The following is a 26,515-nucleotide window of genomic DNA, read 5'->3' as shown; positions in this document are numbered from 1 at the left end:
GCCGCCGGGCATATATCTCCGCCCGGTTACGCAGAGTTTGACTTTAAGGATTTTTGACGATGCAGCCCATTTCAGGTACGCCTCCGCGCCCTCCGGGTGAAGGCCCCGTAACGCCCAACACGCCAGGCGAACAACCGCTCTCCACGCAGCAACGCACCGTACTGGAGCGTCTTATCACGCGTCTTATTGCGTTGACCTCACAGCAAAACGCAGAGGTATGGGCCGGCGTTAAGCACGATTTGGGCGTCAGAAACGATGCGCCGCTACAGTCGCGCCATTTCCCTGCCGCCGAACAAAACCTGAACCAGCGTCTTACCAGCGCACAGCAGCAACATACTACCCGCCAGATTATCTCGCAGCTGACCGAGCTGTTGGGCCAGGGGAATAATCGTCAGGCGGTGAGTGATTTTATCCGTCAGCAATACGGTCATACCGCCCTGAGCCAGCTTTCGCCGGAACAGCTGAAAACCGTGTTGACCCTGCTGCAAAGCAATCAGCTTTCTATCCCGCAGCCGCAACAGCGCCCGTCTACAGAGCGGCCATTACAGCCTGCGGAGCATAATACGCTCAAGCAGATGGTCACTAAGCTGGCTGCCGCCACCGGCGAACCGACAAAGCTTATCTGGCAATCCATGCTGGAACTTTCCGGTGTGAAAGCGGGCGAGATGATCCCGGCAAAACAGTTTACCCATCTGGTCACCTGGCTCCAGGCGCGTCAGACGCTCAGCACCCAGAGCGCTCCGACCCTGCACAGCGTACAGGCGGCACTGAAACAACCGCTGGAACCGCACGAGTTCGATAGGATCCGGGATTACGCCCAGCAGAGCTGGCAGGCGACACCGCAAACGGTGCTGACCACCGCGCAGGTACAGGATTTACTGAATCAGATCTTCGTTCGCCGCACCGAGCGGGAAGGCGGTGTGCCGGAGGTAAGAAACATTCAGCCGATCTACAACCCGCTGTTTGCCCCCGTAGTTGATACATTCAAAACGCTTTCTGCCCGTCCGGGATTGATGTTTATCGCGTTGGTGATTGCGCTGGCGATTTTCTGGCTGGTTGCGTGAGGATTTGCCCGGTGGCGCTTCGCTTACCGGGCCTACAACGGCTCGAATAGTAGGCCGGGTAAGGCGAAGCCGCCACCCGGCAAAAAACTACGACCTGCGAAACGCCACCAGCGTCACCACAATCCCCACCACCGCTGACACCGCACCGGCCAGGAAGACGGACGGGTAGCCAAACGAGGTGGCTAACACCCCGGCCAGCGGCCCGGTGATGCCGTAAGAGATATCCTGAAACGCCGCATAGCCGCCCAGCGCCGTGCCGCGCACCTGCGGAGCCACGCGCTTCACCACTTCAACGCCAAGCGCCGGGAAGATCAGTGAGCAGCCGCAGCCGGTTAACGCCGCACCCAGCAGCGCAACGGATGCGGACGGCGCCTGCCAGAGCAGTACCAGACCCGCGGTCTCAATGACCAGTGACGCCACCGCCACCTTCACGCCGCCAAAGCGATCCGGCATCCAGCCAAACAGCACGCGCATCAATACAAACGCGCCGCCAAAAGCCGTCAGCGTAAAGCCCGCCATCGCCCAGCCGCGGCTCATGAAATAGAGGGAGACGAAGGTACCGATAACCGCAAAGCCCACTCCCTGAAGCGCCAGCCCAAGCCCCGGTTGCCAGATTTGCCCCACCACGCTCCACAGCGAAGGACGCTCGCCTTTATGGGCGGGCACCTTGCGCACCGAACCGTTAAACGCCCACGCCAGCAGCGGTAATACCATGGTGGTGCCTGCCAGCGCCGCAAAACCAAACTGGCTGTGGATCAGCAGCCCCAGTGGTGCGCCTGCCGCCAGCGCGCCGTAAATCGCCATCCCGTTCCAGGACATCACTTTTCCGGAACGCGCAGGTCCCACCAGCCCCATTCCCCATGTCAGGGTGCCGGTCAGCAGCTGGCTTTCGCCAAAGCCGAGGATCAGGCGCCCTGCCACCAGCAGCGCGAATTTATACGCTGCATCTATCGGCAACAGCGCCGCCAGCAGCCAGGCTCCCCCCGCCAGCCCGCAGGCAAACATGCCCTGCAACGCCGAGCGTTTTGCGCCGTGCTGATCCGCCAGGCGACCGGCGTAGCCCCGGGTTAAAACCGTCGCTAAAAACTGAATGCCCACCGCAATACCGACCATGGTGTTGCCATAGCCCAGCTCCTGGTGAACGAACAAGGGGATCACCGGCAGCGGCAGACCAACGGTCATGTAGGTCAGAAACACCGCAAAGGCGATGCGGAAAAGGGAAAGGTTCCCGGAAGGAGCGCTCTTCTCAGGGGTAACAGCCGTCATGCATAACTCCGTGTTCAGGCATAAAAAAAGGGAGCCGCGTGGCTCCCTTCTACTATATCTTCAAACGCTTACGCTTTCAGCTTACGCATCACCAGCGTGGCGTTGGTGCCGCCGAAACCGAAGCTGTTGGACATAACGGTCGTCAGCTCACGTTCGGTGGTTTCGGTCACGATGTTCAGGCCTGCCGCCTGCTCGTCCATCTCGTCGATGTTGATGCTTGGCGCGATAAAGCCGTTTTCCAGCATCAGCAGAGAGTAGATCGCTTCCTGCACGCCCGCCGCACCCAGAGAGTGACCGGTCATGGCTTTGGTTGCAGAGATAGCCGGACTGTTGTCGCCGAACACTTCACGGATCGCACCCAGCTCTTTCACGTCACCTACCGGCGTTGAGGTGCCGTGGGAGTTCAGGTAGTCGATTGGGGTATCAACGCCGTGCATCGCCATCTTCATGCAGCGCACCGCGCCTTCGCCGGATGGAGCAACCATGTCAGCGCCGTCAGACGTTGCGCCGTAGCCCACGATCTCAGCGTAGATGTGCGCGCCACGCGCCAGCGCGTGTTCCAGCTCTTCAACCACAACCATACCGCCGCCGCCAGCGATAACAAAACCGTCGCGGTGTGCATCATAGGTACGGGATGCTTTGTCTGGCGTTTCGTTGTATTTGGTGGACAGTGCGCCCATCGCGTCGAACTCACAGGCCATTTCCCAGCCCAGCTCTTCGCCGCCGCCAGCAAATACGATGTCCTGTTTGCCCAGCTGGATCTGCTCAACCGCATTACCGATACAGTGTGCGGAGGTCGCACATGCGGAGCTGATGGAGTAGTTCACACCGTGGATTTTGAACGGCGTTGCCAGGCACGCGGAAACCGCTGAACCCATGGCTTTGGTCACAACATATGGACCGACCGCTTTCAGGCCGCGCGGGCTGCGCATGGCGTCAGCACCGAACACCTGAGCTTTAGAGGAACCGCCGGAGCCTGCAATCAGGCCCACGCGTGGGTTGTTCTGGTAAGCGTCTTCGCTCAGACCAGAATCCTTGATCGCTTCCTGCATGGAAAGATAGGCGTAGATAGAGGCATCGTTCATGAAACGAACCACTTTACGGTCAATTAAACCGGTGGTATCCAGTTTAACGTTACCCCATACGTGGCTACGCATTCCAGAATCTTTAAACTCTTCAGAGAAAGTGATCCCGGAGCGTCCTTCACGCAGAGATGCCAGGACTTCCTGCTGGTTATTACCGATGCTGGAAACGATGCCCAGGCCAGTAATCACTGCACGTTTCATTCAATACCTCTGTAAGTCGCACTATAAAAAGTTTCGAGTCGCACAATAGCGTACACTTGTACGCCGAACAAGTCCGATCAGCGATTTTCTGTGGAAATTTGCACCGATGGGCTCACATCGCTAAGATCGTGCCACTGCCTGTCGGACGAGTAACTTACGTGAAACAAAACGCCATACAACCTGCCAACCTCGAATTCAACGCTGAGGGTACACCTGTTTCCCGAGATTTTGATGACGTCTACTTTTCTAATGATAACGGACTGGAAGAGACGCGCTATGTCTTCCTCGAAGGAAATCATCTCAGCACCCGCTTCCCTGAGCATCCGCGCAGCCTGTTTGTCGTCGCGGAGAGCGGTTTCGGCACCGGGCTGAATTTTTTGACCCTCTGGCAGGCCTTCGACCAGTTTCGCGCTGCACACCCCGAAGCTACCTTACAAAGATTACATTTCATCAGTTTTGAAAAATTTCCGCTTACCGCGCACGATCTGCGGCTTGCCCATCAGCGCTGGCCGGAGCTTGCCCACTGGGCGGAACAGCTTCAGGCCCAGTGGCCACCAGCTATCGGCGGCTGTCATCGTCTGATTCTGGACGACGGACGCGTCACGCTCGACCTGTGGCTTGGCGACATTAACGACCTGACCGATAAGCTCGATGACTCAATGCATCAGAAAGTGGACGCCTGGTTCCTGGACGGTTTTGCGCCCGCCAAAAACCCTGACATGTGGAGTCCGCACCTGTTCAGCGCAATGGCACGTCTGGCACGCCCGGGCGCGACGCTTGCCACCTTCACCTCGGCGGGCTTTGTCCGCCGTGGGTTGCAGGAGGCGGGGTTTACCATGCGGAAAACCAAAGGCTTTGGCCGCAAACGCGACATGCTGGTGGGGGTGATGGAGCAGGATCTGGCGATCCCGGCACAGGCACCCTGGTTTGCTCGCCGCCCCAGTGCGTCGCGTGAGGTCGCCATTGTGGGCGGAGGTATTGCCAGCGCCCTGCTCTCACTGGCGCTGCTGCACCGTGGCTGGCAGGTGACGCTCTACTGCGCTGACGAGGCACCGGCGATGGGTGCATCAGGCAACCGTCAGGGCGCGCTTTATCCCTTATTAAGTTCACACGATCCCGCACTGTTCCAGTTCTTCCCGGCTGCGTTTACGTTTGCTCGTCGCCTTTACGATAGCCTGCCGGTTGCGTTCGACCACGACTGGTGCGGTGTGACGCAGTTGGGCTGGGATGAGAAGAGCCAACAGAAAATCACCCAAATGCTGTCGCTGGGGCTGCCGGAAACCATCGCCCATGCCGTGACGGCTCAGCAGGTTGCTGAGACCGCTGGTGTCGACACCGGCTGCGGCGGAATTCAGTATCCACTCGGCGGCTGGCTGTGTCCGGCTGAACTGACTTCTGCGGCGATAGCCCTCGGGCAGTCGCGTGGGTTGACAGTGCATTATGCCCACAAGGTTGAATCGCTTAGTCGCACAGCCCACTGGGAACTGCGTTTCGCTGACGGCAAAGCGTCGCAGCATGTCAGCGTTGTGCTGGCCAACGGACATCACATCACTCAGTTTACCCAGACAGCGTCATTGCCGGTTTATCCAGTCGGCGGCCAGGTGAGCCATATCCCGACCGCGCCCGAACTGAGCAAACTGCGTCAGGTGCTGTGTTACGACGGCTACGCGACGCCGCAAAATCCGTCCAACGGCCATCACTGCATCGGTGCCAGCTATCATCGCGGTGAAACAGATATGCAGTACAGCGAAGCGGATCAGCAGCAAAACCGCCAGCGCCTGCTCGACTGTTTCCCGAATGCGTCGTGGGCGAAAGAGGTTGATGTCAGTGAGGGTCAGGCGCGCTGCGGCGTACGCTGCGCGACCCGCGATCACCTGCCGATGGCGGGAAACGTGCCGGACTATGACGCCACGCTTGAAGTCTATCAGGATCTTGCAGACAACAAAGAAACGGCGGTAAGTGCGCCCGTTTATCCGGAACTGTTTATGTTGGGTGGCTTAGGCTCGCGGGGATTATGCTCCGCGCCATTGCTGGCTGAAGTGCTAGCCGCGCAAATGAGCGATGAGCCGGTTCCGCTGGACAGGGTTACGCTCGCGGGGCTTAATCCGAACCGACTGTGGGTGCGGAAATTGCTGAAGGGGAAAAGGGTTAAGTAGGGTGCGGTCTGGTGTCCTCACCCTGGCCCTCTCCCCAAAAGGGAGAGGGAAGAGAAGGCGGCAACTTAGCGTTTAGCCTGCTGGAACAAATTGTCCCACATGCCCAGCACTAAAGACTGGTCGCGTGGAGACAGTTCCCCGGCCAGAATGGCTTTTTCAAGGCTGCGAGTAACTTCCGCGTGAACGGCGTCGGCAGAGTGATCGTCCCCTGCTTCCAGCGCGGCTACCGCCAGCGTCAGGTGACCACGCAGATAACCGCTGGCGAACAGCTCATCATCGCTGGCGTGTTCCACCATGTCATCAATTAACGCCAGAATGCGTGATTCAAATTCTGCGATCATCTTCTTTCCTCTGTTATAAATCTTCCGGCCACGGGAAGCATTCCGCCGTGATCTCCGGCGTATGGTAATAATTTTGTAAAGCCTCGATCAGGCGTGCCGGACGTTCCGGGATGCCTTTCTCAAGATATTCCATCACCTGCGCATGCACGCGGCGCTGGAAGACGATACGGTCTGGCTCGAAGTCGCCTTCAAGGTTGTCACAGCTGACGTTGAACGGGAAACCCGCCGCCACGCAGAACAGCCACTCCAGCGCCTGCGGTTTCACCTCCACATCTTCGAACTGCCCCTGGGTGGCGGCGTCGCGCCCGTCCGGGCAGTACCAGTAACCAAAGTCCACCAGCTCGCGACGCGCTTTCCCCGCGATGCACCAGTGCGAAATCTCGTGCAAACCGCTGGCGTAAAAGCCGTGGGCAAAGACGATGCGGTTGTATGAAACCTGGTCATCAGCAGGAAGATAGATCGGTTCGTCGTCGCCTTTAATCAGACGGGTATTAAAATCATCAGCAAAACAGCTGTCGAAGATCTCAATCAGCTGTTCGTATTTATGCGTACTGTTCATTAGTTCATCCCCAACCAGGTGAGGATCTCCTGTCCATGGCTGTCATAAAGAAGTTTGGCGCTCATCACCGCCGAGACGACAACAATCATCGGGCGGATCAGCTTTTGCCCTTTGCTTAATACCAGACGCGAGCCTGCGCGCGCGCCCAAAAACTGCCCCGCCATCATCACAAATCCGGTAGCCCAGATAACCTTGCCGCCAATGATAAACAGCAGCAGACCGCCAACGTTGGAGGTTGCGTTGAGGACTTTGGCGTGGGCGGTGGATTTGGCGAGGTTGAACCCGGCCAGCGTCACGAATGCCAGCGCGTAAAACGAGCCTGCTCCCGGACCAAAGAAGCCGTCGTAAAAACCGACGCAGCCACCGGCAATCAGCGCAAACGGCAGGCCGTGCAGTCGCCGCGCCCGGTCTTCCTCGCCGAGCTTTGGCATCAGTAAGAAATAGAGGCCAATACAGATAACCAGAATCGGCAGGATCTGGCGCAGAATGTCGGACTGTACGTGCTGGACCAGCAGCGCGCCCGCCGTCGAGCCAATAAACGTCATCAGGATATTGAGCTTCTGATCGGCGAGATTCACCACTTTGCGCCGAACAAAGTAGAGCGATGAGGAGAGCGAACCGCCGCATGCCTGGAGTTTGTTGGTGGCAAGCGCCTGGGCAGGGCTCATGCCTGCCGCCAGCAGCGCCGGAACGGTGAGCAACCCGCCACCGCCCGCCAGGGCATCGATAAATCCGGCTAACATCGCAACAAAAAAGAGCACCGCCAGCAGCAGCGGTGACACCATAAACAGATCGACGAAATTATCCATTAAAGTACATGCTCATCCAGTAGCGCCTGGCAGGAAGGCGGCAACGGAGGCGGTGTCTTCTTCTCAGGCTTAGAGGTTCCAGGCTTGGCCGGTTCAAACCAGCTTTGCAGTTCGTAACCACAACCATCGCCAGGCGGTGGCAGCGGCTGATCTTCACATTCCAGGCTGTTCGCCGGGCAGCGCAGGCGAACATGCATATGCGCCCGGTGCTGGAACCACGGGCGCACTTTACGCAGCCAGTCGCGATCCGTTCCCGCATCCAGGCAAAGCTGCTGCTTGATGGCCGGGTTAACAAAGATCCGTGTGACGTCGTTATCCTCTGCCGCCAGCTTAATCATGCTGGAAATTTCCGGCGACCAGCGCGAGGCCACGACCCGTTTACCGTCGGCCGAGACCAGATCCAGCGCCTGCGGTTTCAGCAGCTGCGCTGAGCTCCAGCGCGTTTTCGGCAGTTGCAGGAAGATGTCCACATCCAGTCCGGTCTGGTGGCTGGCGTGACCGCCGTTGAAGCGACCACCTGCAGGCATCCCCATATCGCCAATCAGCATCGTCCCCAGCCCCAGGTTATGCACCTGGTTGCCAAGACGCTGAATAAACAGCACCAGGTCAGGATGGCCGAAGTAACGGCGCTGGTCGGTGCGCATCACCTGATAGGTGTCCGACAGCAGCGGAAGTTCCTGCGCGCCGACGATACACCCGTTGGAGAAAGCGCCAATGGACTGCGCGCTTCCCGCTACCGGGTGGGTGATTTTCTGCCACGGCGTGGCGGCCAGGCTTGCTCCACTGGCCAGCAGCGCCAGCAGAGCGATTGCGGTTTTTTTCATAGTTACCAGCGTGGAATGGTGGTCGACACATCCGCATTCTGCGCGCGCTGGCGCAGGAAGTGATCCATCAGCACGATCGCCAGCATCGCTTCTGCGATCGGTACCGCGCGGATCCCCACGCATGGATCGTGCCGTCCTTTGGTGATCATCTCTACTTCATCGCCTGAACGGTTAATCGTGTGGCCCGGCACGGTAATGCTGGACGTTGGCTTCAGCGCGATATTGGCAATAATTTGCTGCCCGCTGCTGATGCCGCCCAGAATGCCGCCCGCATGGTTGCTCTGGAAACCCGCCTTCGTGATTTCGTCGCGGTTCTGGCTGCCGCGAAGCTTAACCACGTCAAAACCGTCGCCGATTTCAACGCCTTTCACCGCGTTGATGCTCATCAGCGCGTGGGCGATGTCAGCGTCGAGGCGGTCAAATACCGGCTCGCCCCAGCCAGCCGGCACACCGTCGGCCACCACGGTGACTTTCGCACCAATGGAGTCGCCCTCTTTTTTCAGGCCACGCATCAGCTCGTCCAGCGCGTCCAGCTTGTCGGCATCTGCGCAGAAGAACGGGTTAAGTTCTACCTGATCCCAGTCTTTGATTGCCAGCGGAATGTCGCCCATCTGGGTCAGACAGCCGCGGATAACGATGCCGAATTTCTGCTGGAGATATTTTTTGGCAATCGCACCTGCCGCCACGCGCATCGCGGTTTCACGCGCGGAAGAACGTCCGCCGCCGCGATAGTCGCGAAAGCCATATTTTTGTTCGTAGGTATAGTCGGCGTGGCCCGGACGGAAGACGTCTTTAATCGCGCCGTAGTCCTGGGAGCGCTGATCGGTGTTTTCAATCAGCAGACCAATGCTGGTCCCGGTGGTACGGCCTTCAAAAACGCCGGAGAGAATTTTGACCTGGTCCGGCTCGCGACGCTGCGTGGTGTAGCGAGAGGTACCCGGACGACGGCGGTCAAGGTCATGCTGTAAATCGGCTTCGGTCAGTTCGATGCCTGGCGGGACGCCATCAACGATACAACCCAATGCCAGACCGTGCGACTCGCCAAAGGTGGTCACACGGAATACCTGTCCAATACTGTTTCCTGCCATCACGGCTCCGATGTTGTTGTTTGTGTTTGAGCGTTGTGAAACGGGCCGAAGCCCGCTGGATTAATCTTTGTAAATGCTGAAGTATTCGCGTGCATCAAGCAGTTGCGTTTTGGTCAGCATAAAGACGCCGTCACCGCCGTTGTCGAACTCAAGCCAGGTGAACGGCACATCCGGGTACTGCTCTATCAGATGTACCATGCTGTTACCCACTTCACAAATCAGAACGCCATCGTCGGTCAGATAATCCGGCGCGCAGGCCAGGATGCGGCGGGTCAGCTTCAGCCCGTCAGAGCCTGACGCCAGGCCCAGCTCCGGCTCGTGACGGTACTCGTTCGGCAGATCGGACATGTCTTCGGCATCCACGTACGGTGGATTGGTGACGATCAGGTCGTATTGCAGCGTCGGCAGGTCGCGGAACAGGTCAGAGCGGATAGGCGTGACGTGATGGATCAAGCCGTGCTCTTCAATGTTATGTTCGGTGACGGCCAGCGCGTCGGTGGAGATATCGACGGCGTCCACTTCCGCTTCCGGGAAGGCGTACGCGCAGGCAATCGCGATGCAGCCGCTGCCGGTGCACATATCAAGTATGTGCTGCGGCTGATGGTTAATCAGGCCGTCAAAGTGGTTGTTGATCAGCTCGCCAATCGGCGAACGCGGCACCAGCACACGCTCATCAACATAGAACTCATGGCCGCAGAACCAGGCTTTGTTGGTCAGGTAAGCCACCGGAATACGCTCGTTCACGCGACGGATCACGCGCTCAACGATGCGGTGTTTTTCACTGGAGGTCAGGCGCGCGGTGCGCATGTCTTCCGGAATATCCAGCGGCAGGTAGAGTGACGGCAGCACCAGCTGGACGGCCTCATCCCACGGGTTATCGGTGCCGTGTCCGTACCAGATATTGGCGGCGCTGAAGCGGCTAACCGACCAGCGCAACATGTCCTGTATGGTATGCAGCTCGTTTACTGCTTCATCGACAAAAATTTTATCCACTCTTTCCTCCAGGGCATGCTCGCATAATTTTCGGCGGCTAGTTTGCCATGAAGACGGCGATAAATCAGCAATGACGCGTGTCGCTTGAGGTTAAAAAATGCGTTTAGTCGGGTACACTATCGGAAATACGAGATGAGAATGACGAATGAAAAAGAAAACATCGCTCAGCGAGGAGGATCAGGCTCTCTTCCGCCAGCTGATGACCGGGACGCGTAAAATCACGCACGACACCATTGTCCATCGCCCGCAGCGTAAAAAAATCAGCGAGGTTCCGGTCAAACGTCTGCTCCAGGAGCAGGCCGATAACAGCCACTATTTTTCAGATGAGTTTCAGCCGCTGCTAAATACGCAGGGCGCGGTGAAATACGTGCGCGAAGACGTCAGCCATTTTGAACTGAAAAAATTACGCCGGGGAGATTACTCGCCGGAGCTGTTCCTCGATCTGCATGGGTTGACCCAGATGCAGGCGAAGCAGGAGCTGGGGGCGTTGATCGCGGCGTGCCGACGCGAGCATGTTTTTTGCGCCTGCGTGATGCACGGTCACGGTAAACATATTCTCAAACAACAGACGCCGCTGTGGCTGGCTCAGCATCCGCACGTAATGGCTTTTCATCAGGCACCAAAAGAGTACGGCGGAGATGCCGCATTGCTGGTATTGATTGAGGTGGAGGAGTGGCAGCCGCCAGAGTTGCCCTGACAGGATGGCGGGAGGCACGCGGCACCCCGCCATATCGCACGTCACGTCAGATGGCTTTAGCCATCTTCAGGTTGCACGGACTCATTTGCCAGTTAAAGACCCCTTTGCCGGTTTCGTCGAGGGTGACGTTGGCAATGGCGGACGTTGTGAACATCGGCGGCGTTTCGCCCGGGCACAGCTCAGATACCAGATAGCCGACCAGCGGCAGGTGGGAAATGACCAGTGCGGAAGCGACACCTTCGTTGCACAGCGCCTGAAGGTAAGCACTGACAAGGCCAACATCGCCACACGGCGTGAGTTCAGGGAGAACATCCACACTGGATGGCAGGTTCATACACTCCCCTACCACATCCAGCGTCTGTTCTGCCCGCAGGAACGGACTCACCAGAACGCGTTCAATGTCCACTTTTTGACCTTTAAGCCATGTCGCCATCTGACGGGATTCGTCGCAGCCACAGACGGTTAAAGGACGTACTGAGTCACTGGCGGCATCGAGTGCCGCGTCGCCGTGACGCATGATAAAAACTTGCATATTGCACCGCTTTTGTTAACCAGAATCACCGGCGTTAACTACCCGCGATTAATGCTCTGAGGTAGAAAACCCGATGGCCGGGCATTGTGCCTGATCCATTCGGTGAATGAAACGCTGTTTTTTACCTCAATGGCGTAAGTATAGTCAATCTCTGTTTACAATTTCGCCAGAACAGGTTCCATCACCTCAGGATTTACCCTTCTTTGACTTCAGTTTACGCAATCAGTTTCCCTTGCGGGCCAGAATGTCTGACCCCGTTCCGCCATCTGCAATAATTCGTCACAAGGTGTAAACCGTGGACCGTATTGCGAGGCCAGACGTTGCAGGATCGCAACCACTTCACCCGCCCCGAGGGTATCCATATACCGGAACGGGCCGCCAAGGAATGGCGGAAAACCGATACCAAACACGGCACCGATGTCGCCGTCGCGCGCGCTTTTGATCACCTGCTCACCAAAGCAGCGCGCCGCTTCATTGAGCATCATCATCACGCAGCGCTCAGCACACTGAACCGCCGACAGTTTTCCCTGACCCGTGACAGGAATAAGCGCATAAACCGAAGGGTCGACCTGTTTCTTGCTTTTACGCCCTTTCGCGGCGTAAAGATAGAAACCGCGTTCATTTTTTCTGCCTTTGCGATCGTCCTTCAAAATTGCGGAAACAAAGTTTGCAGGCGGCGCAAAACGATCGCCATAAGCCGCTTCCAGCACAGGGATAATTTTAGTCCCCGTATCAATTCCTACCTCATCCAAAAGTTGGATTGGGCCGACGGGGAAACCAAACTTCACCAGGGCGTCATCGACGTGCTCAATTTTCTCCCCTTCCGTCAGCAACCGCATCGCTTCGTTAATATACGGCGCCAGAATGCGGTTGACGTAGAAGCCGGCTTTGTCCGCGACCACAACAGGAGTTTTGCCCTGTTTTTTCGCCAGCTTCACCACGGTGGCAATAGTTTGCGGGCTGGTTGTGGCATGAGGGATAACCTCCACCAGCGGCATTTTTTCGACAGGACTGAAATAGTGCAGCCCTATCACCTGCTCCGGGCGCATGGCTTTCGCCGCGATGTCGCCGATCGGCAAAGACGAGGTGTTTGACGCGAAAATGGTGTGCGGCGCGCAATGCTGTTCAACGTCCGCTACCATCTGCTGCTTAAGGGCCAGATCTTCGAACACGGCTTCAATCACCAGATCGCGGTGTGCAAACCCACTGTAGTCGGTGGCGCCAGTGATCATCGCGAGGGTTTTATCGCGATCGCTGGCCTTGATATGGCGGCGTTTCACTTTGCGATCAAGGTTCTGCCAGCTGTACTGCAACGCGTGGTTGATGCCCTGAGGATTGATATCTTTGATACGTACGGGCAATTTGCCTTTGCTGGCGGTGACAAACGCGATGCCGCCGCCCATCAGCCCACCACCCAGAACCCCAACGGCGCGCAGCGGAGCCGGTTCAGCTTCACTGCCCGGATCTTTTTTAACCTCCGTGCTGGCAAAGAAAATGCCGCGCAGCGCCTGCGACTGCGGCGTCATCGCCAGCTCGCCAAACGCTTTCGCTTCCGCGACATAACCGCTGCTGCTGCCCTGGGATAAACCGGTTTCAATCACCTTCAGAATGCGCGTCGCTGCCGGATAATTCCCTCTGGTTTTTTGCTCGGTTTTTTTACCCACCATATTAAACAGCAGCGTGCGCCCCAGCGGCCCGGCGAGGATACGCTCACGCACCGGCAGGGGGCGTTTCGCCTGACGACCTTTCAGCGCCCGCTCAACGGCAGCTTCAAGCAAGATTGCGTGCGGAACGACCTCATCAACCAGACCCGCCTTTAACGCCTGACGGGCGCGCAGCTGTTTACCGGTTAAAATCATCTCCAGCGCCGTACTGACGCCCACCAGCCGCGGCAAGCGCTGCGTGCCACCTGAACCGGGCAGCAATCCAAGCTGTACTTCAGGCAGTCCGAGTACGGTTTTCGCATCGTCGGTACAGATGCGACTGTGGCAGGCCAGCGCCAGCTCAAGCCCGCCGCCCAGGCAAGCCCCGTGGATCGCAGCGACAACGGGTATCGACAGCGCATGGATCTCCGCCATCACCTGCTGCCCCTGACGCGCCAGATCTTCTGCTTCCTGAGCGCTTGTCGCCCGGGCAATCATGTTGATATCGGCCCCGGCAATAAAGTTATCCGGCTTTGCCGAGATAAATACCAGGCCACGTATCGCTTTGTTTTCGCGGATCTGTCTGAGCATCGCACGCACCTGAACGCCGAACTCCGCCTTCAGGGTATTCATTTTTTCGTCGGGCACATCAATGGTGATAACGGCCATGTTATCAAGGCGAACAACAAGGTTAAATGCAGATGTCGTTTCCATTATTCAGCCTCCAGAACCATTGCTGCGCCCAGGCCGCCCGCCGCACAGGCGGTGACGAGACCAAAGCCGCCGCCACGGCGACGCAGTTCGTGCAACGTCTGGGTGATCATTCTCGCCCCGGTCGCTGCAAACGGATGACCGTAGGCAATAGAGCCGCCCAGCACATTGAATTTACTTTGATCCACTTCGCCTGTGGCATGCGCGCGGCCCAGCACGTCGCGGGCAAAACGTTCGCTCGCCATAAGCTGCACGTTTGCCAGCGTTTGTGCGGCAAAGGCTTCGTGCATATCAATTAGCGTGAGATCGGAGAGCGTTAGCCCCGCGCGCTCCAGCGCCAGCGGCGTGGACCAGGCCGGTCCGAGCAGCATGTCCTGCCAGACATCGATGGCGGTAAAGGCATAGCTGCGCAAATAGCCCAGCGGTGTGATGCCCAGCTCTTTCGCCCGGGATTCCGTCATCAGGATCACGGCGGCGGCACCGTCCGTCAGCGGCGTACTGTTGGCCGCCGTAACGGTGCCATGTTTACGGTCAAAGGCCGGGCGCAGTTTTGCGTAATCTGCCAGGGTTGAGGTGCCGCGAACGTTGTTATCTTCCGCGAGCGGTTCCCGGTAAGGCGGTACATAGGCGGTCATCACTTCGTTGGTCAGTTTGCCCTCCGACCAGGCTTTCGCTGCCAGCTGATGCGAGCGATGCGCCAGCGCATCCTGCTGTTCGCGGGTAATACCATAGGTTTTTGCCATCTGCTCGGCTGTATCGCCCATGCGCAGGCCGGTGGAGTATTCAGCAACAGCAGGTGGCACGGGCATGAGGTCGCGCAGGCGTAAACGCGAGAAGAGTTTAAGCTTTGCACCGGTAGTGCGAGCTTTGTTGGCATCCACCAGAATGCGGGCCAGCTGTTTGCTGACGCCGATGGGCAGCACGGAGGAGGAATCAGCGCCGCCGGCAATTCCCGCGCGAATGGTCCCCGCCATCAGGCTTTCCGCCACGTTCGCCACCGCCTGGAAACTGGTAGCGCAGGCGCGGCTGACGCTGTAGGCGTCGGTATGAACATTCATGCCGGTACCCAGCACGATTTCACGCGCGATATTGGGTGCTTCCGGCATCTGTACCACCTGGCCGAAAACCAGTTGCTCAATAACCTCTGGCGGGATCTCGCTGCGAGCCAGCATCTCCCCCACCACCATTTTTCCCAGATCGACAGCCGGTATACCGTGAAACGCGGTTGCCTGACGTGCAAACGGCGTACGTAACCCGCTGACAATGGCAATGCGGTCACCGTGTCGGGTGATAAGCGGTAATGCCTGACTCATAACACTCCCCTGTAAAAAAATTTTGCGCGCACGTTAAGTGGTCTGACCTGATAATAGTCTTAACTATTTTTTTACATTGAGCCAATCGGGGAAGCGAAAAATTGCGAGCTAAGGCACAGAGAAGAAAAAGAAAATGCCCAGGGTAAAAGCAAAACGGTAACCCGTGGGTTACCGTTTTTAGTGTTTGCGCCCTCTCCCGTGGGAGAGGGTTGGGGTGAGGGCACCAGACCGCAGGAATTAACGCAGGCCCAGCTGGAAGATCAGCGTTTCTGCCTCGCAGGCGAACACAAAGTCGATATCCAGCTGTACGCCGCCTTCCACTTCCGTGAAGGTAGATTTGATTTCACATGGATCGGATTCGACTTCACGCGCACGCTTGCTCAGCGCGGCCAGCGTCTCTTCCGCTTCAGCGCGGTTAGGGAATACGCGGCTGTAAGAGGCGGTGCAATCGGTGTTGTCCATAATGGTGCCAACATCCATACAGCAGCAAACCGGGGTTTCATCAGCACTGCATTTACTCATAGCTCAATTTCCTCTGTATTCGCGCAGCGCGCGAGATAAACACGATGCGACTATTTTACGCCCCCGGACGAGCCCCCTCCAGCCGTTAATGGCGCAAAACCGGATAAGTGAGCAATATCACACTAAAAAATGATCTAAAACAAAATTCACCTTTTCGGATGAATCGTACTGGTCACAATTTTGCCAACCAGATCTCGTTTCATGAAACATGTTTGAAAATATTAATAAACAAACTTGCAACATCCCAGCTGGTCAGACCTATACTCTCGCCACTGGTCTGATTTGTATGTCATACCTCAGACCCTACACTTCGCGCTCCTGTTACGGTATGTAACAATTATTGAATAAAAATAACTCAATGAGGTTATGGTCATGAGCCAGAAAACCCTGTTCAAACAAACTGCTTTAGCAGTTGCAGTGGCAATCGTCTCAACGTCCGCCTGGTCAGCGGGCTTCCAGTTAAACGAATTTTCTTCCTCTGGCCTTGGCCGTGCGTATTCCGGGGAAGGTGCGATTGCCGATGACGCAGGCAACGCAAGCCGTAACCCGGCGCTTATCATGATGTTTGATCGCCCTACCTTCTCTGCCGGTGCGGTTTACATCGATCCTGATGTCAACATTTCTGGCAAATCTCAGTATACCGGCGCAGATCTGAAGGCGGATAACATTGCACCAACGGCGTGGGTGCCTAACCTGCACTTTGTTGCGCCAATCAATGAACAGTTTGGTTGGGGTGCCTCTGTCACCTCAAACTATGGCCTGGCAACGGAGTTCAATAACAACTACCCGGCCGGGGAATACGGCGGTAAAACCGACCTGACGACCCTGAACCTTAACCTGAGCGGCGCATACCGTCTGAACGATAACTGGAGCTTTGGTCTGGGCTTTGATGCTGTCTACGCTGATGCAAAAATCGAGCGTTATTCCGGGGAGCAAACTGCTGCGCTGCCGAAAAACAGCAATAAAATTGCCAGCCTGAAAGGTGACGAGTGGGGTTACGGCTGGAACGCCGGTATCCTGTATGAACTGGATAAAAACAACCGCTGGGGTCTGACCTACCGCTCAGAAGTGAAGATTGACTTCGATGGCGATTACAAAAGCGGCATCCTGAGCCCGGTCAACGGTATGGTACCGGGCGCAGGCACCACCATTCCATGGGGTACCTCGAATCAAACCGTACCGGGTTCACTGTCACTGCATCTGCCAGAAATGTGGGAAGTGTCAGGTTATAACCGCGTTGCGCCGCAGTGGGCTATTCACTACAGCCTCGCGTATACCAGCTGGAGCCAGTTCCAGGAGCTGAAAGCCACCGGCAGCAACGGCCAGACGCTGTTCTATAAAGACGAAAGCTTCCACGATGCTTACCGTATCGCACTTGGTACGACCTATTATATGGATGACAACTGGACGTTCCGTACCGGCGTGGCATTTGATGACAGTCCGGTACCGGCAGATAAGCGTTCTATCTCCATTCCGGATCAGGACCGTTTCTGGGTAAGTGCGGGGGCAACCTACGCGTTCAACGAGAATGCCTCTATCGACGCGGGCGTGTCGTACATGCATGGACAGAAAGTGACCTTCCAGGAAGGCCCTTACGAGTTTACCTCTGAAGGTAAAGCCTGGCTGTTTGGTACCAACTTCAACTACGCGTTCTAATCCCAACACGATTAAAAAAGGTGAGCATCGCTCACCTTTTTTATTTATTCCGAATCGATATCTTTTAATTCGTTCTCGATGGCTTTCGCGTTCGGATTATCTTCCGGCTTCAGCTTACCGCCGTTGGCAATAAAGTCATGGTTCTGGAAATAGGCCTCGCGGACCATGATGTACGGATCGGAAGACTGACGCAGCAGACCGTCAGAGTCCAGCAGTTGCGCACGCGTCTCAATCCCTTCCACGGTCCATTTACCAATCGACAGCGGCCAGGTGAGCCATGACAGCACCGGATACAGCGTATCCACCATATCGCCGCCATCATCACGCACGGTAAAGCTGCCGTAGAATGGCAGGTGCACATACGGCCCATAACCTACGCCATAATGCCCCAGTGTGCTGCCGAAACGATGCGGCTGTTCACGCTGTAATTTCGGGTTCGCCATGCCTGCGACATCTATTAAGCCGCCCATACCCAGCAGAGAGTTCAGGAAGAAACGGGTGAAATGCACCATCCCCTGATACGGGTCGCCCTGGAGGAAGTAGTTCACCATCACCGCTGGCTCTTCCAGGTTACTGGTAAAGTTGCTCAGCCCGTTACGCGCTGGCTGCGGAACGTAGTCACGCCATGCCACGGCAACCGGACGAACCAGATATGGATCCAGCACATTATAGTTAAAGTTGTACATTGAACGGTTAAATCCTTCGAGAGGATCGGAGCGTCCCGTTTGCTCGCCAGAGCTGGCGCAGCCCACAAGCATCGTTACGCCCAGCGCAAGCGCCGACAGCCGAAGCTTCATATATTTCTCCCTGTTCAATATGGCTATCGTTGAATGCCATCTGTGACGGAGCCTGTGAGGCTCCGCCTGAAACGTGCAAGTGATTGTAACAGCACGCTTACCGATGTCTACGAGGACAATGACGACCCGCTCGCGTCATCACGCTAATTTCAGCATAGCCTGTCTTTAAGAATTCGTTTCGCTGGCAATTTTATATTGGCTTTGAAAGAGATGTCTCACCTTTATTGCCATTTTCAGCAATTTAAGAGCTTCCCCACGGGCAAGGCGCCAAAAGCCGCTACGCTTAAATGAGCGATTACCCCGAAGGAGCAGTTATGAAAGATATTAACGAAGAAAAAATTGGCGAGAACAATGAGGAACATGAGATTGAAAGTGAGGAGAAAGACCGGGGAGAAGAGATAGAAGTCGATGAGGATCGCCTGCCGTCGCGCGCCATGGCCATTCATGAGCATATTCGCCAGGATGGCGAAAAGGAGATGGAGCGTGATGCAATGGCCCTGCTGTGGTCGGCCATCGCAGCCGGTCTGTCGATGGGTGCCTCTCTGCTCGCCAAAGGTATATTTCACGTTCAGCTGGAAGGCGTGCCGGGCGGTTTTTTGCTGGAGAATTTAGGCTACACGTTCGGCTTTATTATCGTCATTATGGCGCGACAGCAGCTTTTCACGGAGAACACCGTCACTGCCGTACTGCCCGTCATGCAAAATCCGACCCTTGGTAATTTTGGTTTACTGATGCGCCTCTGGAGCGTCGTGCTGCTGGGGAACCTGATCGGTACGGGCGTTGCAGCCTGGGCCTTCGAGTATATGCCAATCTTTGATGAACCGACCCGCGACGCATTCGTGAAGATTGGCATGGATGTAATGAAAAATACGCCGGTTGAAATGTTCTCTAATGCCATTATCTCCGGCTGGATCATCGCCACTATGGTCTGGATGTTCCCGTCAGCGGGCAGCGCGAAAATCGTGGTGATTATCCTGATGACCTGGCTTATCGCACTCGCCGATACCACGCACATTGTTGTCGGGACCGTTGAAATCCTTTATCTGGTATTTAACGGCACACTCCACTGGAGCGACTTTTTCTGGCCGTTCGCCCTGCCTACTCTCGCAGGCAACATTTGTGGCGGAACCTTTATCTTTGCACTGCTGAGCCATGCGCAAATCCGTAACGACATGTCCAACAAGCGTAAGGCCGAACTTAAGGCTCAGGAAAAAAAGGATAAAACTGCCGAAAAATCGGCGTGAACGGTGACTCTTTGACCAGTCAGGCGGCAATGCGCTTAACGAGAAGTGTAAATAACGCTATACTCTTGCCGCTTCGTCCCCTTAGTTAAATGGATATAACGAGCCCCTCCTAAGGGCTAGTTGCAGGTTCGATTCCTGCAGGGGACACTTTTAATTTCCCCCTATAATGCCTGATTTATCAATCCGCTTTGCAATTGCCGCTTTTTTAAGCAAAAACGAGTAATAGCTCATAATGTATAACGGTGCTACATTAAGCCGCCCACCCAAGTCAGCAATGGCCAGGCAACGTCGTAAAGAACGGTAAAGCCTGCAACCATGACCTCGTCCTACGGTCTCAATGGCACGTGGTATCGCGAAGTCTGCGCTACCTTCACAGGCTTTACAAAGGTTCCACTATTTTGTCTCAATCCAAATTTCAGCGGGCGTTTCTGCACCCGCGCTACTGGTTTACATGGTTCGGCCTTGGCGTACTTTGGCTGCTGGTCCAGCTTCCTTATCCCGTGATTCGCTTCCTGGGTTCGAAGCTCGGCAGCGCATCGCGTCACTTTCTTAAGCGTCGCGAGTCCATTGCCCGAAAAAATCTTGAACTTTGCTTTCCGCATTACAACGCGCAGCAGCGTGAAACGCTGATCGCTGAAAACTTTAAATCTATCGGTATGGCGCTGCTTGAAACCGGTATGGCCTGGTTCTGGCCAGACGAGCGTGTCCGTAAATGGTTTGACGTTGAAGGTCTGGATAACCTCAAACATGCCCAGATGCAAAAACGCGGCGTGATGGTTGTGGGTGTGCATTTTATGTCGCTTGAGCTGGGCGGCCGCGTTATGGGTCTTTGTCAGCCGATGATGGCAACCTATCGCCCGCATAACAGCGCACTGATGGAATGGGTACAAACGCGGGGCCGCATGCGTTCAAATAAGGCGATGATCAGCCGTAACAATCTGCGCGGTATGGTTGGCGCCCTGAAAAAAGGTGAAGCCGTCTGGTTTGCCCCGGACCAGGACTACGGCCCTAAAGGCAGCAGCTTTGCCCCTTTCTTTGCGGTTAAAGATGTCGCTACGACGAACGGTACCTTTGTGATTTCACGTCTCTCTGGCGCCTCGATGTTAACGGTGACCATGGTCAGAAAAGCGGATAAGTCAGGCTATCGTCTGCATATCTCACCGGAGATGGCGAACTATCCTGAGGATGAGAGTGAAGCCGCGACCTTTATCAATAAGGTGATTGAGTTTGAGATTATGCGAGCACCTGAGCAGTATCTGTGGATGCACCGCCGCTTTAAAACCCGCCCTCTGGGCGAAGCCTCACTTTATATCTAACCCCTTTCGAAGGTTAGTTTCGCTAAGAAACTAACCTTTTCAAGCACCTGTAATCGCAGTGCGTAACGGCTTTTTTCGACCGTCGCTCAACAGGCATTTATTGCGTACCGAAATCAAACTGTCGCCGTTCCACGACACTCGTAAGTATCGGAAATTATTTAAAAAAATGCCTCTTGTCACTCCTGAAATTTAGGCGTACATTAGCGCCGTCTGGCGACAGGAAAGCACAGAATTCAGAGCTGAAGTTAGCGACGTAACGGGATAATTCCGATTTCCCCTTTCGCATGATTTCAACTCTCTATACTCAGTTGGACTCTGTTTTTTTAATGCGTACCGAAAGATACGCGGAGCGATGAAACGTGAAATATTTCTTTATGGGCATTTCGGTTATTGTTTTAGTTTGGGCCGGAACGTTTGCTCTGATGATCTAGTTAAGAAAATGCAGTCAAAAAAACAGGCGCCGTTGGCGCCTGTTTTTTTGGTGTCCGTTACGACTCGGGTTGTTCCACGACGCTCTTAACTGCAAGCAGGCCATCCGCGCGGAACATGCTTTTAATCCCCCGCACAGCCTGACGGATACGGTCGCTGTTTTCGATCAGCGCGAAACGCACATGCGTGTCACCGTAGTCACCAAAGCCAATGCCTGGAGAAACGCAAACCTTCGCGTCCTGAAGCAGTTTTTTGGCAAATTCCAGAGATCCCATCGCCGCATACGGCTCGGGGATTTTCGCCCAGACGTACATGGAAGCTTTAGGCATTTCAACCATCCAGCCCGCTTCGTGAAGCCCTTTTACCAGCACATCACGGCGGCGCTTGTACTGGGCGGCAATATCAAGCACGCACTGCTGATCCCCTTCCAGCGCCGCGATGGCCGCGACCTGCAATGGCGTAAAGGTACCATAGTCATGGTAACTTTTAATACGCGCCAGGGCGCTCACCAGCGTTTTGTTTCCCACCATAAATCCAATTCGCCAGCCCGCCATGTTGTAGCTTTTCGACAGGGTGAAAAACTCAACCGCCACATCACGGGCACCCGGTACCTGCATAATTGACGGCGCTTTCCAGCCATCATAAACGATATCAGCATAGGCGAGATCGTGTACCACCAGCACGTCGTAACGCTTAGCCAGCGCGACCACTTTCTCAAAGAATTCGAGTTCGACGCATTGTGCCGTTGGGTTGGACGGGAAACCGAGGATCATCATTTTCGGCTTCGGATAGCTTTCACGAATCGCCCGTTCCAGCTCGTTGAAGAAGTCGACGCCTTCCACCAGTGGAACAGAACGCACCTGCGCGCCAGCAATCACCGCCCCATAAATATGAATTGGGTAGCTCGGATTCGGCACCAGGACGGTATCGCCGTGATCGAGCGTCGCCAGCATCAGGTGGGCCAGCCCCTCTTTGGAGCCAATGGTCACAATCGCTTCGCTTTCAGGATCGATATCCACCTGATAACGGTCCTGATACCAGCGGGAGATCGCCCGACGCAAGCGTGGAATGCCGCGTGAGGTTGAATACCCATGGGTATCGGGACGCTGGGCAACTGTGCAGAGTTTCTCAACGATATGCGGCGGCGTTGGGCCGTCAGGGTTACCCATACTGAAATCGATAATGTCTTCACCGCGCCGACGCGCAGCCATTTTCAGTTCAGCAGTGATATTGAAAACATAAGGGGGGAGACGATCGATACGCGTAAAACGGCGTTCAGGACTGAATTCAGCCATAGATTCCTCAGAGTCACGTTAGCGCCCGGACCGTCCGAGCGACGCTGCCACCCGTGTGGCATGCTTAGAAAATAACCTGAAGAAAAAGACGCTGTCGAGGGGATAACGGCAAAACAATATATTGCGCTAAAACGGGAATGCGATTGCAGTGAAAAGCGGAACTCTTATCGTGATCAGGCAGTTTTAAGCGCTGCGATTTAACACAATATTTTCAGTATCGTTACCTGACGCTTCTCCCCAAACGAAAAAGCAGCGACTTTCAGTCAAAAGCCAGCAATCCCCTTTGAGAATTATGGTTTTTCCCCATTTGATAAATCTGATGGATAGCTGGTCATCTGGCCCTATGTTTTCTATCATAGATTTTTCCCGTTTTCCCAGGCCTGACCGTGCACGAAATCTTCAATATGCTCCTGGCGGTGTTCGACCGCGCGGCATTAATGCTGATCTGTCTCTTTTTCCTTATCCGCATCCGCTTGTTTCGCGAACTGTTGCATAAATCTGCCCACTCGCCAAAAGAGCTGCTGGCCGTTACGTTTATCTTTTCGATGTTTGCCCTGTTCAGCACCTGGTCCGGCGTGCCGGTAGAAGGCTCGCTGGTGAACGTGCGCATCATCGCCGTCATGTCGGGCGGGATCCTCTTTGGTCCCTGGGTCGGGATTATCACAGGCATTATCGCCGGCACCCATCGATACCTGATTGATATTGGCGGCGTGACGGCAGTCCCCTGCTTTATCACCAGCATTATTGCCGGGGTACTCTCCAGCTGGATTAACCGCAAAATCCCGAAAAAACAGCACTGGCGTGCGGGGATTATCGCGGGGATGGTCTGCGAAACGCTGACCATGATTCTGGTCGTCGTCTGGGCACCGACCACTGCGCTGGGGCTGGATATCGTCTCGAAGATCGGTATTCCGATGATCCTCGGGAGCGTCTGTATAGGCTTTATCGTGCTGCTGGTGCAAAGCGTGGAAGGCGAAAAAGAGGCCAGCGCCGCGCGTCAGGCGAAGCTGGCACTGGATATTGCCAACAAAACGCTGCCGCTTTTCCGACACGTTAACACCGAATCTTTACGTCAGGTTTGCGATATCATCCGCCGGGATATTCACGCCGATGCGGTTGCCATCACCAATATTGACCACGTGCTGGCCTATGTTGGCGTCGGTGAGCACAATTATCGCGACAGCGACGATACCATCAGCCCGACCACCAGACAGGCGATTAACTACGGAAAAATCATCATTAAAAACAATGATGAAGCCCACCGGACGCCAGAGATCCACTCAATGCTGGTGATCCCGCTGTGGGAAAAAGGCGTGGTCACGGGGACGCTGAAAATTTACTACTGCCATGCGCACCAAATCACCTCCTCGCTCCAGGAGATGGCGATTGGCCTGTCGCAGATCATCTCCACCCAACTCGAAGTTTCGCGTGCGGAGCAGTTGCGAGAGATGGCAAATAAGGCAGAGCTGCGTGCCCTGCAAAGCAAGATCAATCCCCATTTCCTGTTTAACGCGCTGAACGCTATATCCTCTTCCATTCGTCTTAATCCGGATACCGCGCGGCAGCTGATTTTTAATCTGTCGCGCTATCTGCGCTACAACATTGAGTTAAAAGACGACGAGCAGATCGACATCAAAAAAGAGCTGTATCAAATCAAGGATTACATCGCGATTGAGCAGGCACGCTTTGGCGATAAGCTGACGGTCATTTACGATATTGATGAAGAGGTCAACTGCGTGATCCCAAGCCTGCTGATCCAGCCGCTGGTGGAAAACGCCATTGTTCACGGCATTCAGCCGTGTAAAGGAAAAGGCGTGGTCACGATTAGCGTGACGGAAAGCGGTAACCGCGTGCGAATCGCCGTGCGCGATACCGGACACGGCATCGATCCGAAAGTTATCGAGCGCGTCGAATCAAACGAAATGCCGGGAAATAAAATCGGGCTGCTGAACGTGCACCACCGGGTCAAGCTGCTGTACGGTGACGGGCTGCACATTCACCGCCTTGAGCCGGGCACCGAGATTGCTTTTTATGTCCCGAACGAACGAACGCCCGTTAATGCCCCCATATCCTTGTTGCCGTAGGCCGGAGTAACAGATGAAAGTCATCATCGTAGAAGATGAAATTCTGGCTCAGCAGGAGTTGAGCTGGCTTATTAAAACCCACAGCCAGATGGAGATTGTTGGCTGTTTTGAGGATGGTCTGGACGTGCTGAAATTTTTGCAGCATAACCGGGTCGACGCGATTTTTCTCGATATTAATATTCCGTCTCTGGACGGCGTTCTGCTGGCGCAAAATATCAATCAGTTCGCCCACAAGCCGTTTATTGTGTTTGTCACCGCGTGGAAAGAGCATGCCGTGGAAGCCTTCGAGCTGGAGGCGTTTGACTATATTCTCAAGCCGTATCAGGAGTCACGTATTATCAGCATGCTGCATAAGCTGGAAGCCGCATGGCAGCAGCAGTCGCTGCCCGCCAGTGCCAGTCCGGTAGCGCGGGAAAACGACACCATTAATCTGGTCAAGGACGAACGGATCATCGTCACGCCTGTCGACGATATTTACTATGCTGAAGCGCACGAAAAAATGACGTTTGTCTATACGCGGCGTGAGGCCTACGTAATGGCGATGAACATCACCGAATTTTGCAACAAACTCCCGGCAGCGCACTTCTTCCGCTGCCACCGCTCGTTCTGCGTCAACCTGAACAAGATCCGCGAGATCGAACCCTGGTTTAATAACACCTATATTTTGCGTCTGAAGGATCTGGATTTTCAGGTGCCGGTAAGCCGCAGCAGAGTGAAAGCGTTCCGCCAGCTCATGCACCTGTAGTGCGTTCCCTCTCCCGCAGGAGAGGGAGACGGATGTCAGAGGATCTGGCCAAGTACCTGACGCAGATGCGCCCCGGAGCCAAGCAAGCCCGGATTGTCGTGGACAATCAGGTAAACCGGAATGTCCTGCACGTAACTTTTGAAGCGGCCTTTGTCTTCAAAGCCACCACGGAAACCGGAGGCGGTAAAGAAATCGAGGAAGCGCGGCACGATCCCGCCCGCAATATAGACCCCGCCAAAGGTGCCGAGATTCAGGGCCAGGTTGCCGCCGAAACGCCCCATAATGACGCAGAACAACGACAAAGCACGACGGCAGTCAATACAGCTGTCGGCCAGCGCGCGTTCGGTCACATCTTTAGGCTGCAGATTTTCCGGCAGACGTCCGTCTGATTTTACAATCGCCCGATACAGGTTCACCAGACCCGGGCCAGAAAGCACGCGCTCGGCCGACACGTGACCAATCTCGGCGCGTAGCTCCTCAAGAATAATGCCCTCTTCTTCGCTGTTCGGCGCAAAATCCACGTGACCGCCCTCACCCGGCAGGCTCACCCAGCGTTTGTCGACGTGGACCAGGTGCGCCACCCCCAGACCGGTTCCGGCGCCGTAAACAGCAATGGGTTTGCCTTCAACCGGGGCCGTACCGCCGAACTGAATCAGATGCTCAGGTTTAAGCATTGGGATAGCCATGGAAACCGCAGTGAAATCGTTGATAATTTCAAGGTGCGAGAAGCCGAGGTTTTTCCGCATTTCGGCAATTGAAAAGGCCCACGTGTGGTTGGTCATCGCCACCCAATCGCCGGTGATCGGACAGGCGATGGCGATACAACCGTCTTCAACGCTCACTTTATGCTCTTCAAGATAGACGCGAACTACCGCTTCCAGGCTTGGGTAATCCAGCCCTGAATAGGTTTTCGCCTGAGAAATTTCACCGCTGTTTACATCGCACAGGGCAAGGCGCGCGTTGGTGCCGCCTACATCACCTACCAAAGCATACTTTGTCATTCTTCTACTGCTCCGCTAAAGTCAGAATAAATCTTTGGGACACTGTAAATTCAAGGCGTGATAACAACAACGACCAGAAGGTGACTGCCCATGGATTATCGATCTTCGTCACATAATAACTTTACCGTTTCAGCACCTTTTGCA

At 55.4% G+C, this 26,515-nt stretch carries 24 protein-coding genes and 1 tRNA gene; 10 read left to right on the top strand and 15 right to left on the bottom strand.

What is annotated here, in order from left to right; all coding sequences use genetic code 11:
• The first annotated feature begins 59 nt into the window (after positions 1-59).
• Positions 60-1,064 (top strand): flagella biosynthesis regulator Flk, encoded by a 1,005-nt coding sequence (gene flk, locus IM282_RS10420; protein WP_192970378.1) that lies wholly within the window; start codon positions 60-62, stop codon positions 1,062-1,064.
• Between the two features lie 87 nt (positions 1,065-1,151).
• Here the strand turns inward: flk and IM282_RS10415 are convergent, their stop codons facing one another.
• Complete coding sequence (locus IM282_RS10415; RefSeq protein WP_192970377.1) at positions 1,152-2,330, bottom strand: MFS transporter; 1,179 nt, start codon at positions 2,328-2,330, stop codon at positions 1,152-1,154.
• A 68-nt stretch (positions 2,331-2,398) separates the two neighbouring features.
• Complete coding sequence (fabB, locus tag IM282_RS10410; RefSeq protein ID WP_022648859.1) at positions 2,399-3,616, bottom strand: beta-ketoacyl-ACP synthase I; 1,218 nt, start codon at positions 3,614-3,616, stop codon at positions 2,399-2,401.
• Between the two features lie 158 nt (positions 3,617-3,774).
• Between fabB and mnmC the strand changes: the two genes are divergently transcribed.
• Complete coding sequence (gene mnmC / locus IM282_RS10405) at positions 3,775-5,772, top strand: bifunctional tRNA (5-methylaminomethyl-2-thiouridine)(34)-methyltransferase MnmD/FAD-dependent 5-carboxymethylaminomethyl-2-thiouridine(34) oxidoreductase MnmC (protein WP_192970376.1); 1,998 nt, start codon at positions 3,775-3,777, stop codon at positions 5,770-5,772.
• Positions 5,773-5,837: 65 nt separating this feature from the next.
• Here the strand turns inward: mnmC and IM282_RS10400 are convergent, their stop codons facing one another.
• Genes IM282_RS10400 through prmB form a run of 6 tightly spaced genes read right to left on the bottom strand, consistent with a single transcriptional unit; the run spans position 5,838 to position 10,386 of the window.
• Positions 5,838-6,113 (bottom strand): YfcL family protein, encoded by a 276-nt coding sequence (locus IM282_RS10400; RefSeq protein WP_022648861.1) that lies wholly within the window; start codon positions 6,111-6,113, stop codon positions 5,838-5,840.
• A 13-nt stretch (positions 6,114-6,126) separates the two neighbouring features.
• Entirely contained in the window at positions 6,127-6,672 is a 546-nt protein-coding gene (locus IM282_RS10395) for an elongation factor P hydroxylase (RefSeq protein ID WP_023300646.1), read from the bottom strand.
• Positions 6,672-7,481: a sulfite exporter TauE/SafE family protein gene (locus IM282_RS10390; protein WP_022648863.1), complete on the bottom strand. Its 810-nt coding sequence runs from the start codon at positions 7,479-7,481 to the stop codon at positions 6,672-6,674. Before IM282_RS10390 ends, IM282_RS10395 begins: the two co-directional genes overlap by 1 nt.
• A complete protein-coding gene (mepA, locus tag IM282_RS10385; protein ID WP_063147680.1) occupies positions 7,481-8,305 on the bottom strand; it encodes a penicillin-insensitive murein endopeptidase in 825 nt (274 codons plus the stop codon). Before mepA ends, IM282_RS10390 begins: the two co-directional genes overlap by 1 nt.
• 2 nt (positions 8,306-8,307) lie before the next feature.
• Complete coding sequence (gene aroC / locus IM282_RS10380; RefSeq protein ID WP_022648864.1) at positions 8,308-9,393, bottom strand: chorismate synthase; 1,086 nt, start codon at positions 9,391-9,393, stop codon at positions 8,308-8,310.
• Positions 9,394-9,453: 60 nt separating this feature from the next.
• A complete protein-coding gene (prmB, locus tag IM282_RS10375; RefSeq protein WP_022648865.1) occupies positions 9,454-10,386 on the bottom strand; it encodes a 50S ribosomal protein L3 N(5)-glutamine methyltransferase in 933 nt (310 codons plus the stop codon).
• 145 nt (positions 10,387-10,531) lie between these two features.
• On the opposite strand from prmB, the gene smrB reads away from it, so the two are divergent.
• Entirely contained in the window at positions 10,532-11,083 is a 552-nt protein-coding gene (gene smrB, locus IM282_RS10370) for an endonuclease SmrB (protein ID WP_022648866.1), read from the top strand.
• Between the two features lie 46 nt (positions 11,084-11,129).
• Here the strand turns inward: smrB and sixA are convergent, their stop codons facing one another.
• The 4 genes from sixA to IM282_RS10350 form a co-directional block, all read right to left on the bottom strand.
• A complete protein-coding gene (gene sixA, locus IM282_RS10365; RefSeq protein WP_003861375.1) occupies positions 11,130-11,615 on the bottom strand; it encodes a phosphohistidine phosphatase SixA in 486 nt (161 codons plus the stop codon).
• Positions 11,616-11,824: 209 nt separating this feature from the next.
• On the bottom strand, positions 11,825-13,972 hold the full coding sequence (gene fadJ / locus IM282_RS10360) for a fatty acid oxidation complex subunit alpha FadJ (RefSeq protein ID WP_192970375.1): 2,148 nt from the start codon (positions 13,970-13,972) through the stop codon (positions 11,825-11,827).
• On the bottom strand, positions 13,972-15,282 hold the full coding sequence (gene fadI / locus IM282_RS10355; protein WP_022648868.1) for an acetyl-CoA C-acyltransferase FadI: 1,311 nt from the start codon (positions 15,280-15,282) through the stop codon (positions 13,972-13,974). Before fadI ends, fadJ begins: the two co-directional genes overlap by 1 nt.
• 237 nt (positions 15,283-15,519) lie before the next feature.
• Positions 15,520-15,804 (bottom strand): YfcZ/YiiS family protein, encoded by a 285-nt coding sequence (locus IM282_RS10350; protein WP_022648869.1) that lies wholly within the window; start codon positions 15,802-15,804, stop codon positions 15,520-15,522.
• A 372-nt stretch (positions 15,805-16,176) separates the two neighbouring features.
• Here IM282_RS10350 and fadL point away from each other — a divergent pair, with 372 nt between their 5' ends.
• Positions 16,177-17,460 carry a long-chain fatty acid transporter FadL gene (gene fadL / locus IM282_RS10345; protein ID WP_022648870.1) on the top strand — a complete coding sequence of 428 codons (1,284 nt, stop codon included), beginning with the start codon at positions 16,177-16,179 and terminating at the stop codon, positions 17,458-17,460.
• Between the two features lie 44 nt (positions 17,461-17,504).
• Here fadL and mlaA read toward each other — a convergent pair whose 3' ends face one another.
• On the bottom strand, positions 17,505-18,257 hold the full coding sequence (gene mlaA / locus IM282_RS10340; protein WP_022648871.1) for a phospholipid-binding lipoprotein MlaA: 753 nt from the start codon (positions 18,255-18,257) through the stop codon (positions 17,505-17,507).
• Between the two features lie 314 nt (positions 18,258-18,571).
• On the opposite strand from mlaA, the gene IM282_RS10335 reads away from it, so the two are divergent.
• From IM282_RS10335 to ypdK, 4 genes are all read left to right on the top strand, one after another.
• Positions 18,572-19,501, top strand: coding sequence for a formate/nitrite transporter family protein (locus IM282_RS10335; RefSeq protein ID WP_022648872.1), 930 nt, complete (start codon positions 18,572-18,574; stop codon positions 19,499-19,501).
• A 75-nt stretch (positions 19,502-19,576) separates the two neighbouring features.
• Positions 19,577-19,648 (top strand) — tRNA-Arg (locus IM282_RS10330).
• Between the two features lie 248 nt (positions 19,649-19,896).
• The gene (lpxP, locus tag IM282_RS10325) at positions 19,897-20,817 is read left to right on the top strand and encodes a kdo(2)-lipid IV(A) palmitoleoyltransferase (protein WP_168713920.1); all 921 of its coding nucleotides are present in this window, start codon (positions 19,897-19,899) and stop codon (positions 20,815-20,817) included.
• 359 nt (positions 20,818-21,176) lie between these two features.
• Complete coding sequence (gene ypdK, locus IM282_RS22015) at positions 21,177-21,248, top strand: membrane protein YpdK (RefSeq protein ID WP_099458937.1); 72 nt, start codon at positions 21,177-21,179, stop codon at positions 21,246-21,248.
• A 57-nt stretch (positions 21,249-21,305) separates the two neighbouring features.
• Here the strand turns inward: ypdK and alaC are convergent, their stop codons facing one another.
• Positions 21,306-22,541 carry an alanine transaminase gene (gene alaC / locus IM282_RS10315; RefSeq protein WP_023300650.1) on the bottom strand — a complete coding sequence of 412 codons (1,236 nt, stop codon included), beginning with the start codon at positions 22,539-22,541 and terminating at the stop codon, positions 21,306-21,308.
• 386 nt (positions 22,542-22,927) lie between these two features.
• Between alaC and IM282_RS10310 the strand changes: the two genes are divergently transcribed.
• Both IM282_RS10310 and IM282_RS10305 read left to right on the top strand, forming a co-directional pair.
• Positions 22,928-24,625: a sensor histidine kinase gene (locus IM282_RS10310; RefSeq protein WP_192970374.1), complete on the top strand. Its 1,698-nt coding sequence runs from the start codon at positions 22,928-22,930 to the stop codon at positions 24,623-24,625.
• Positions 24,626-24,638: 13 nt separating this feature from the next.
• Complete coding sequence (locus tag IM282_RS10305) at positions 24,639-25,370, top strand: LytTR family DNA-binding domain-containing protein (protein ID WP_032622329.1); 732 nt, start codon at positions 24,639-24,641, stop codon at positions 25,368-25,370.
• Positions 25,371-25,405: 35 nt separating this feature from the next.
• Here IM282_RS10305 and glk read toward each other — a convergent pair whose 3' ends face one another.
• Positions 25,406-26,371, bottom strand: coding sequence for a glucokinase (glk, locus tag IM282_RS10300; protein ID WP_022648928.1), 966 nt, complete (start codon positions 26,369-26,371; stop codon positions 25,406-25,408).
• Positions 26,372-26,515: the final 144 nt, after the last annotated feature.

This window comes from Enterobacter cloacae complex sp. P29RS, from assembly GCF_014893445.1.
Lineage (GTDB): Bacteria > Pseudomonadota > Gammaproteobacteria > Enterobacterales > Enterobacteriaceae > Enterobacter > Enterobacter intestinihominis.
This window is presented reverse-complemented; position numbering and strand designations above follow the sequence as displayed.

Excerpts from the sequence above, each read along its gene's own strand:
- flk (WP_192970378.1), top strand. The coding sequence starts at position 60 with ATGCAGCCCATTTCAGGTACGCCTCCGCGCCCTCCGGGTGAAGGCCCC.
- IM282_RS10415 (WP_192970377.1), bottom strand. The coding sequence starts at position 2,330 with ATGACGGCTGTTACCCCTGAGAAGAGCGCTCCTTCCGGGAACCTTTCC.
- fabB (WP_022648859.1), bottom strand. The coding sequence starts at position 3,616 with ATGAAACGTGCAGTGATTACTGGCCTGGGCATCGTTTCCAGCATCGGT.
- IM282_RS10400 (WP_022648861.1), bottom strand. The coding sequence starts at position 6,113 with ATGATCGCAGAATTTGAATCACGCATTCTGGCGTTAATTGATGACATG.
- IM282_RS10395 (WP_023300646.1), bottom strand. The coding sequence starts at position 6,672 with ATGAACAGTACGCATAAATACGAACAGCTGATTGAGATCTTCGACAGC.
- IM282_RS10390 (WP_022648863.1), bottom strand. The coding sequence starts at position 7,481 with ATGGATAATTTCGTCGATCTGTTTATGGTGTCACCGCTGCTGCTGGCG.
- mepA (WP_063147680.1), bottom strand. The coding sequence starts at position 8,305 with ATGAAAAAAACCGCAATCGCTCTGCTGGCGCTGCTGGCCAGTGGAGCA.
- aroC (WP_022648864.1), bottom strand. The coding sequence starts at position 9,393 with ATGGCAGGAAACAGTATTGGACAGGTATTCCGTGTGACCACCTTTGGC.
- smrB (WP_022648866.1), top strand. The coding sequence starts at position 10,532 with ATGAAAAAGAAAACATCGCTCAGCGAGGAGGATCAGGCTCTCTTCCGC.
- sixA (WP_003861375.1), bottom strand. The coding sequence starts at position 11,615 with ATGCAAGTTTTTATCATGCGTCACGGCGACGCGGCACTCGATGCCGCC.
- fadJ (WP_192970375.1), bottom strand. The coding sequence starts at position 13,972 with ATGGAAACGACATCTGCATTTAACCTTGTTGTTCGCCTTGATAACATG.
- fadI (WP_022648868.1), bottom strand. The coding sequence starts at position 15,282 with ATGAGTCAGGCATTACCGCTTATCACCCGACACGGTGACCGCATTGCC.
- IM282_RS10350 (WP_022648869.1), bottom strand. The coding sequence starts at position 15,804 with ATGAGTAAATGCAGTGCTGATGAAACCCCGGTTTGCTGCTGTATGGAT.
- fadL (WP_022648870.1), top strand. The coding sequence starts at position 16,177 with ATGAGCCAGAAAACCCTGTTCAAACAAACTGCTTTAGCAGTTGCAGTG.
- mlaA (WP_022648871.1), bottom strand. The coding sequence starts at position 18,257 with ATGAAGCTTCGGCTGTCGGCGCTTGCGCTGGGCGTAACGATGCTTGTG.
- IM282_RS10335 (WP_022648872.1), top strand. The coding sequence starts at position 18,572 with ATGAAAGATATTAACGAAGAAAAAATTGGCGAGAACAATGAGGAACAT.
- alaC (WP_023300650.1), bottom strand. The coding sequence starts at position 22,541 with ATGGCTGAATTCAGTCCTGAACGCCGTTTTACGCGTATCGATCGTCTC.
- IM282_RS10305 (WP_032622329.1), top strand. The coding sequence starts at position 24,639 with ATGAAAGTCATCATCGTAGAAGATGAAATTCTGGCTCAGCAGGAGTTG.
- glk (WP_022648928.1), bottom strand. The coding sequence starts at position 26,371 with ATGACAAAGTATGCTTTGGTAGGTGATGTAGGCGGCACCAACGCGCGC.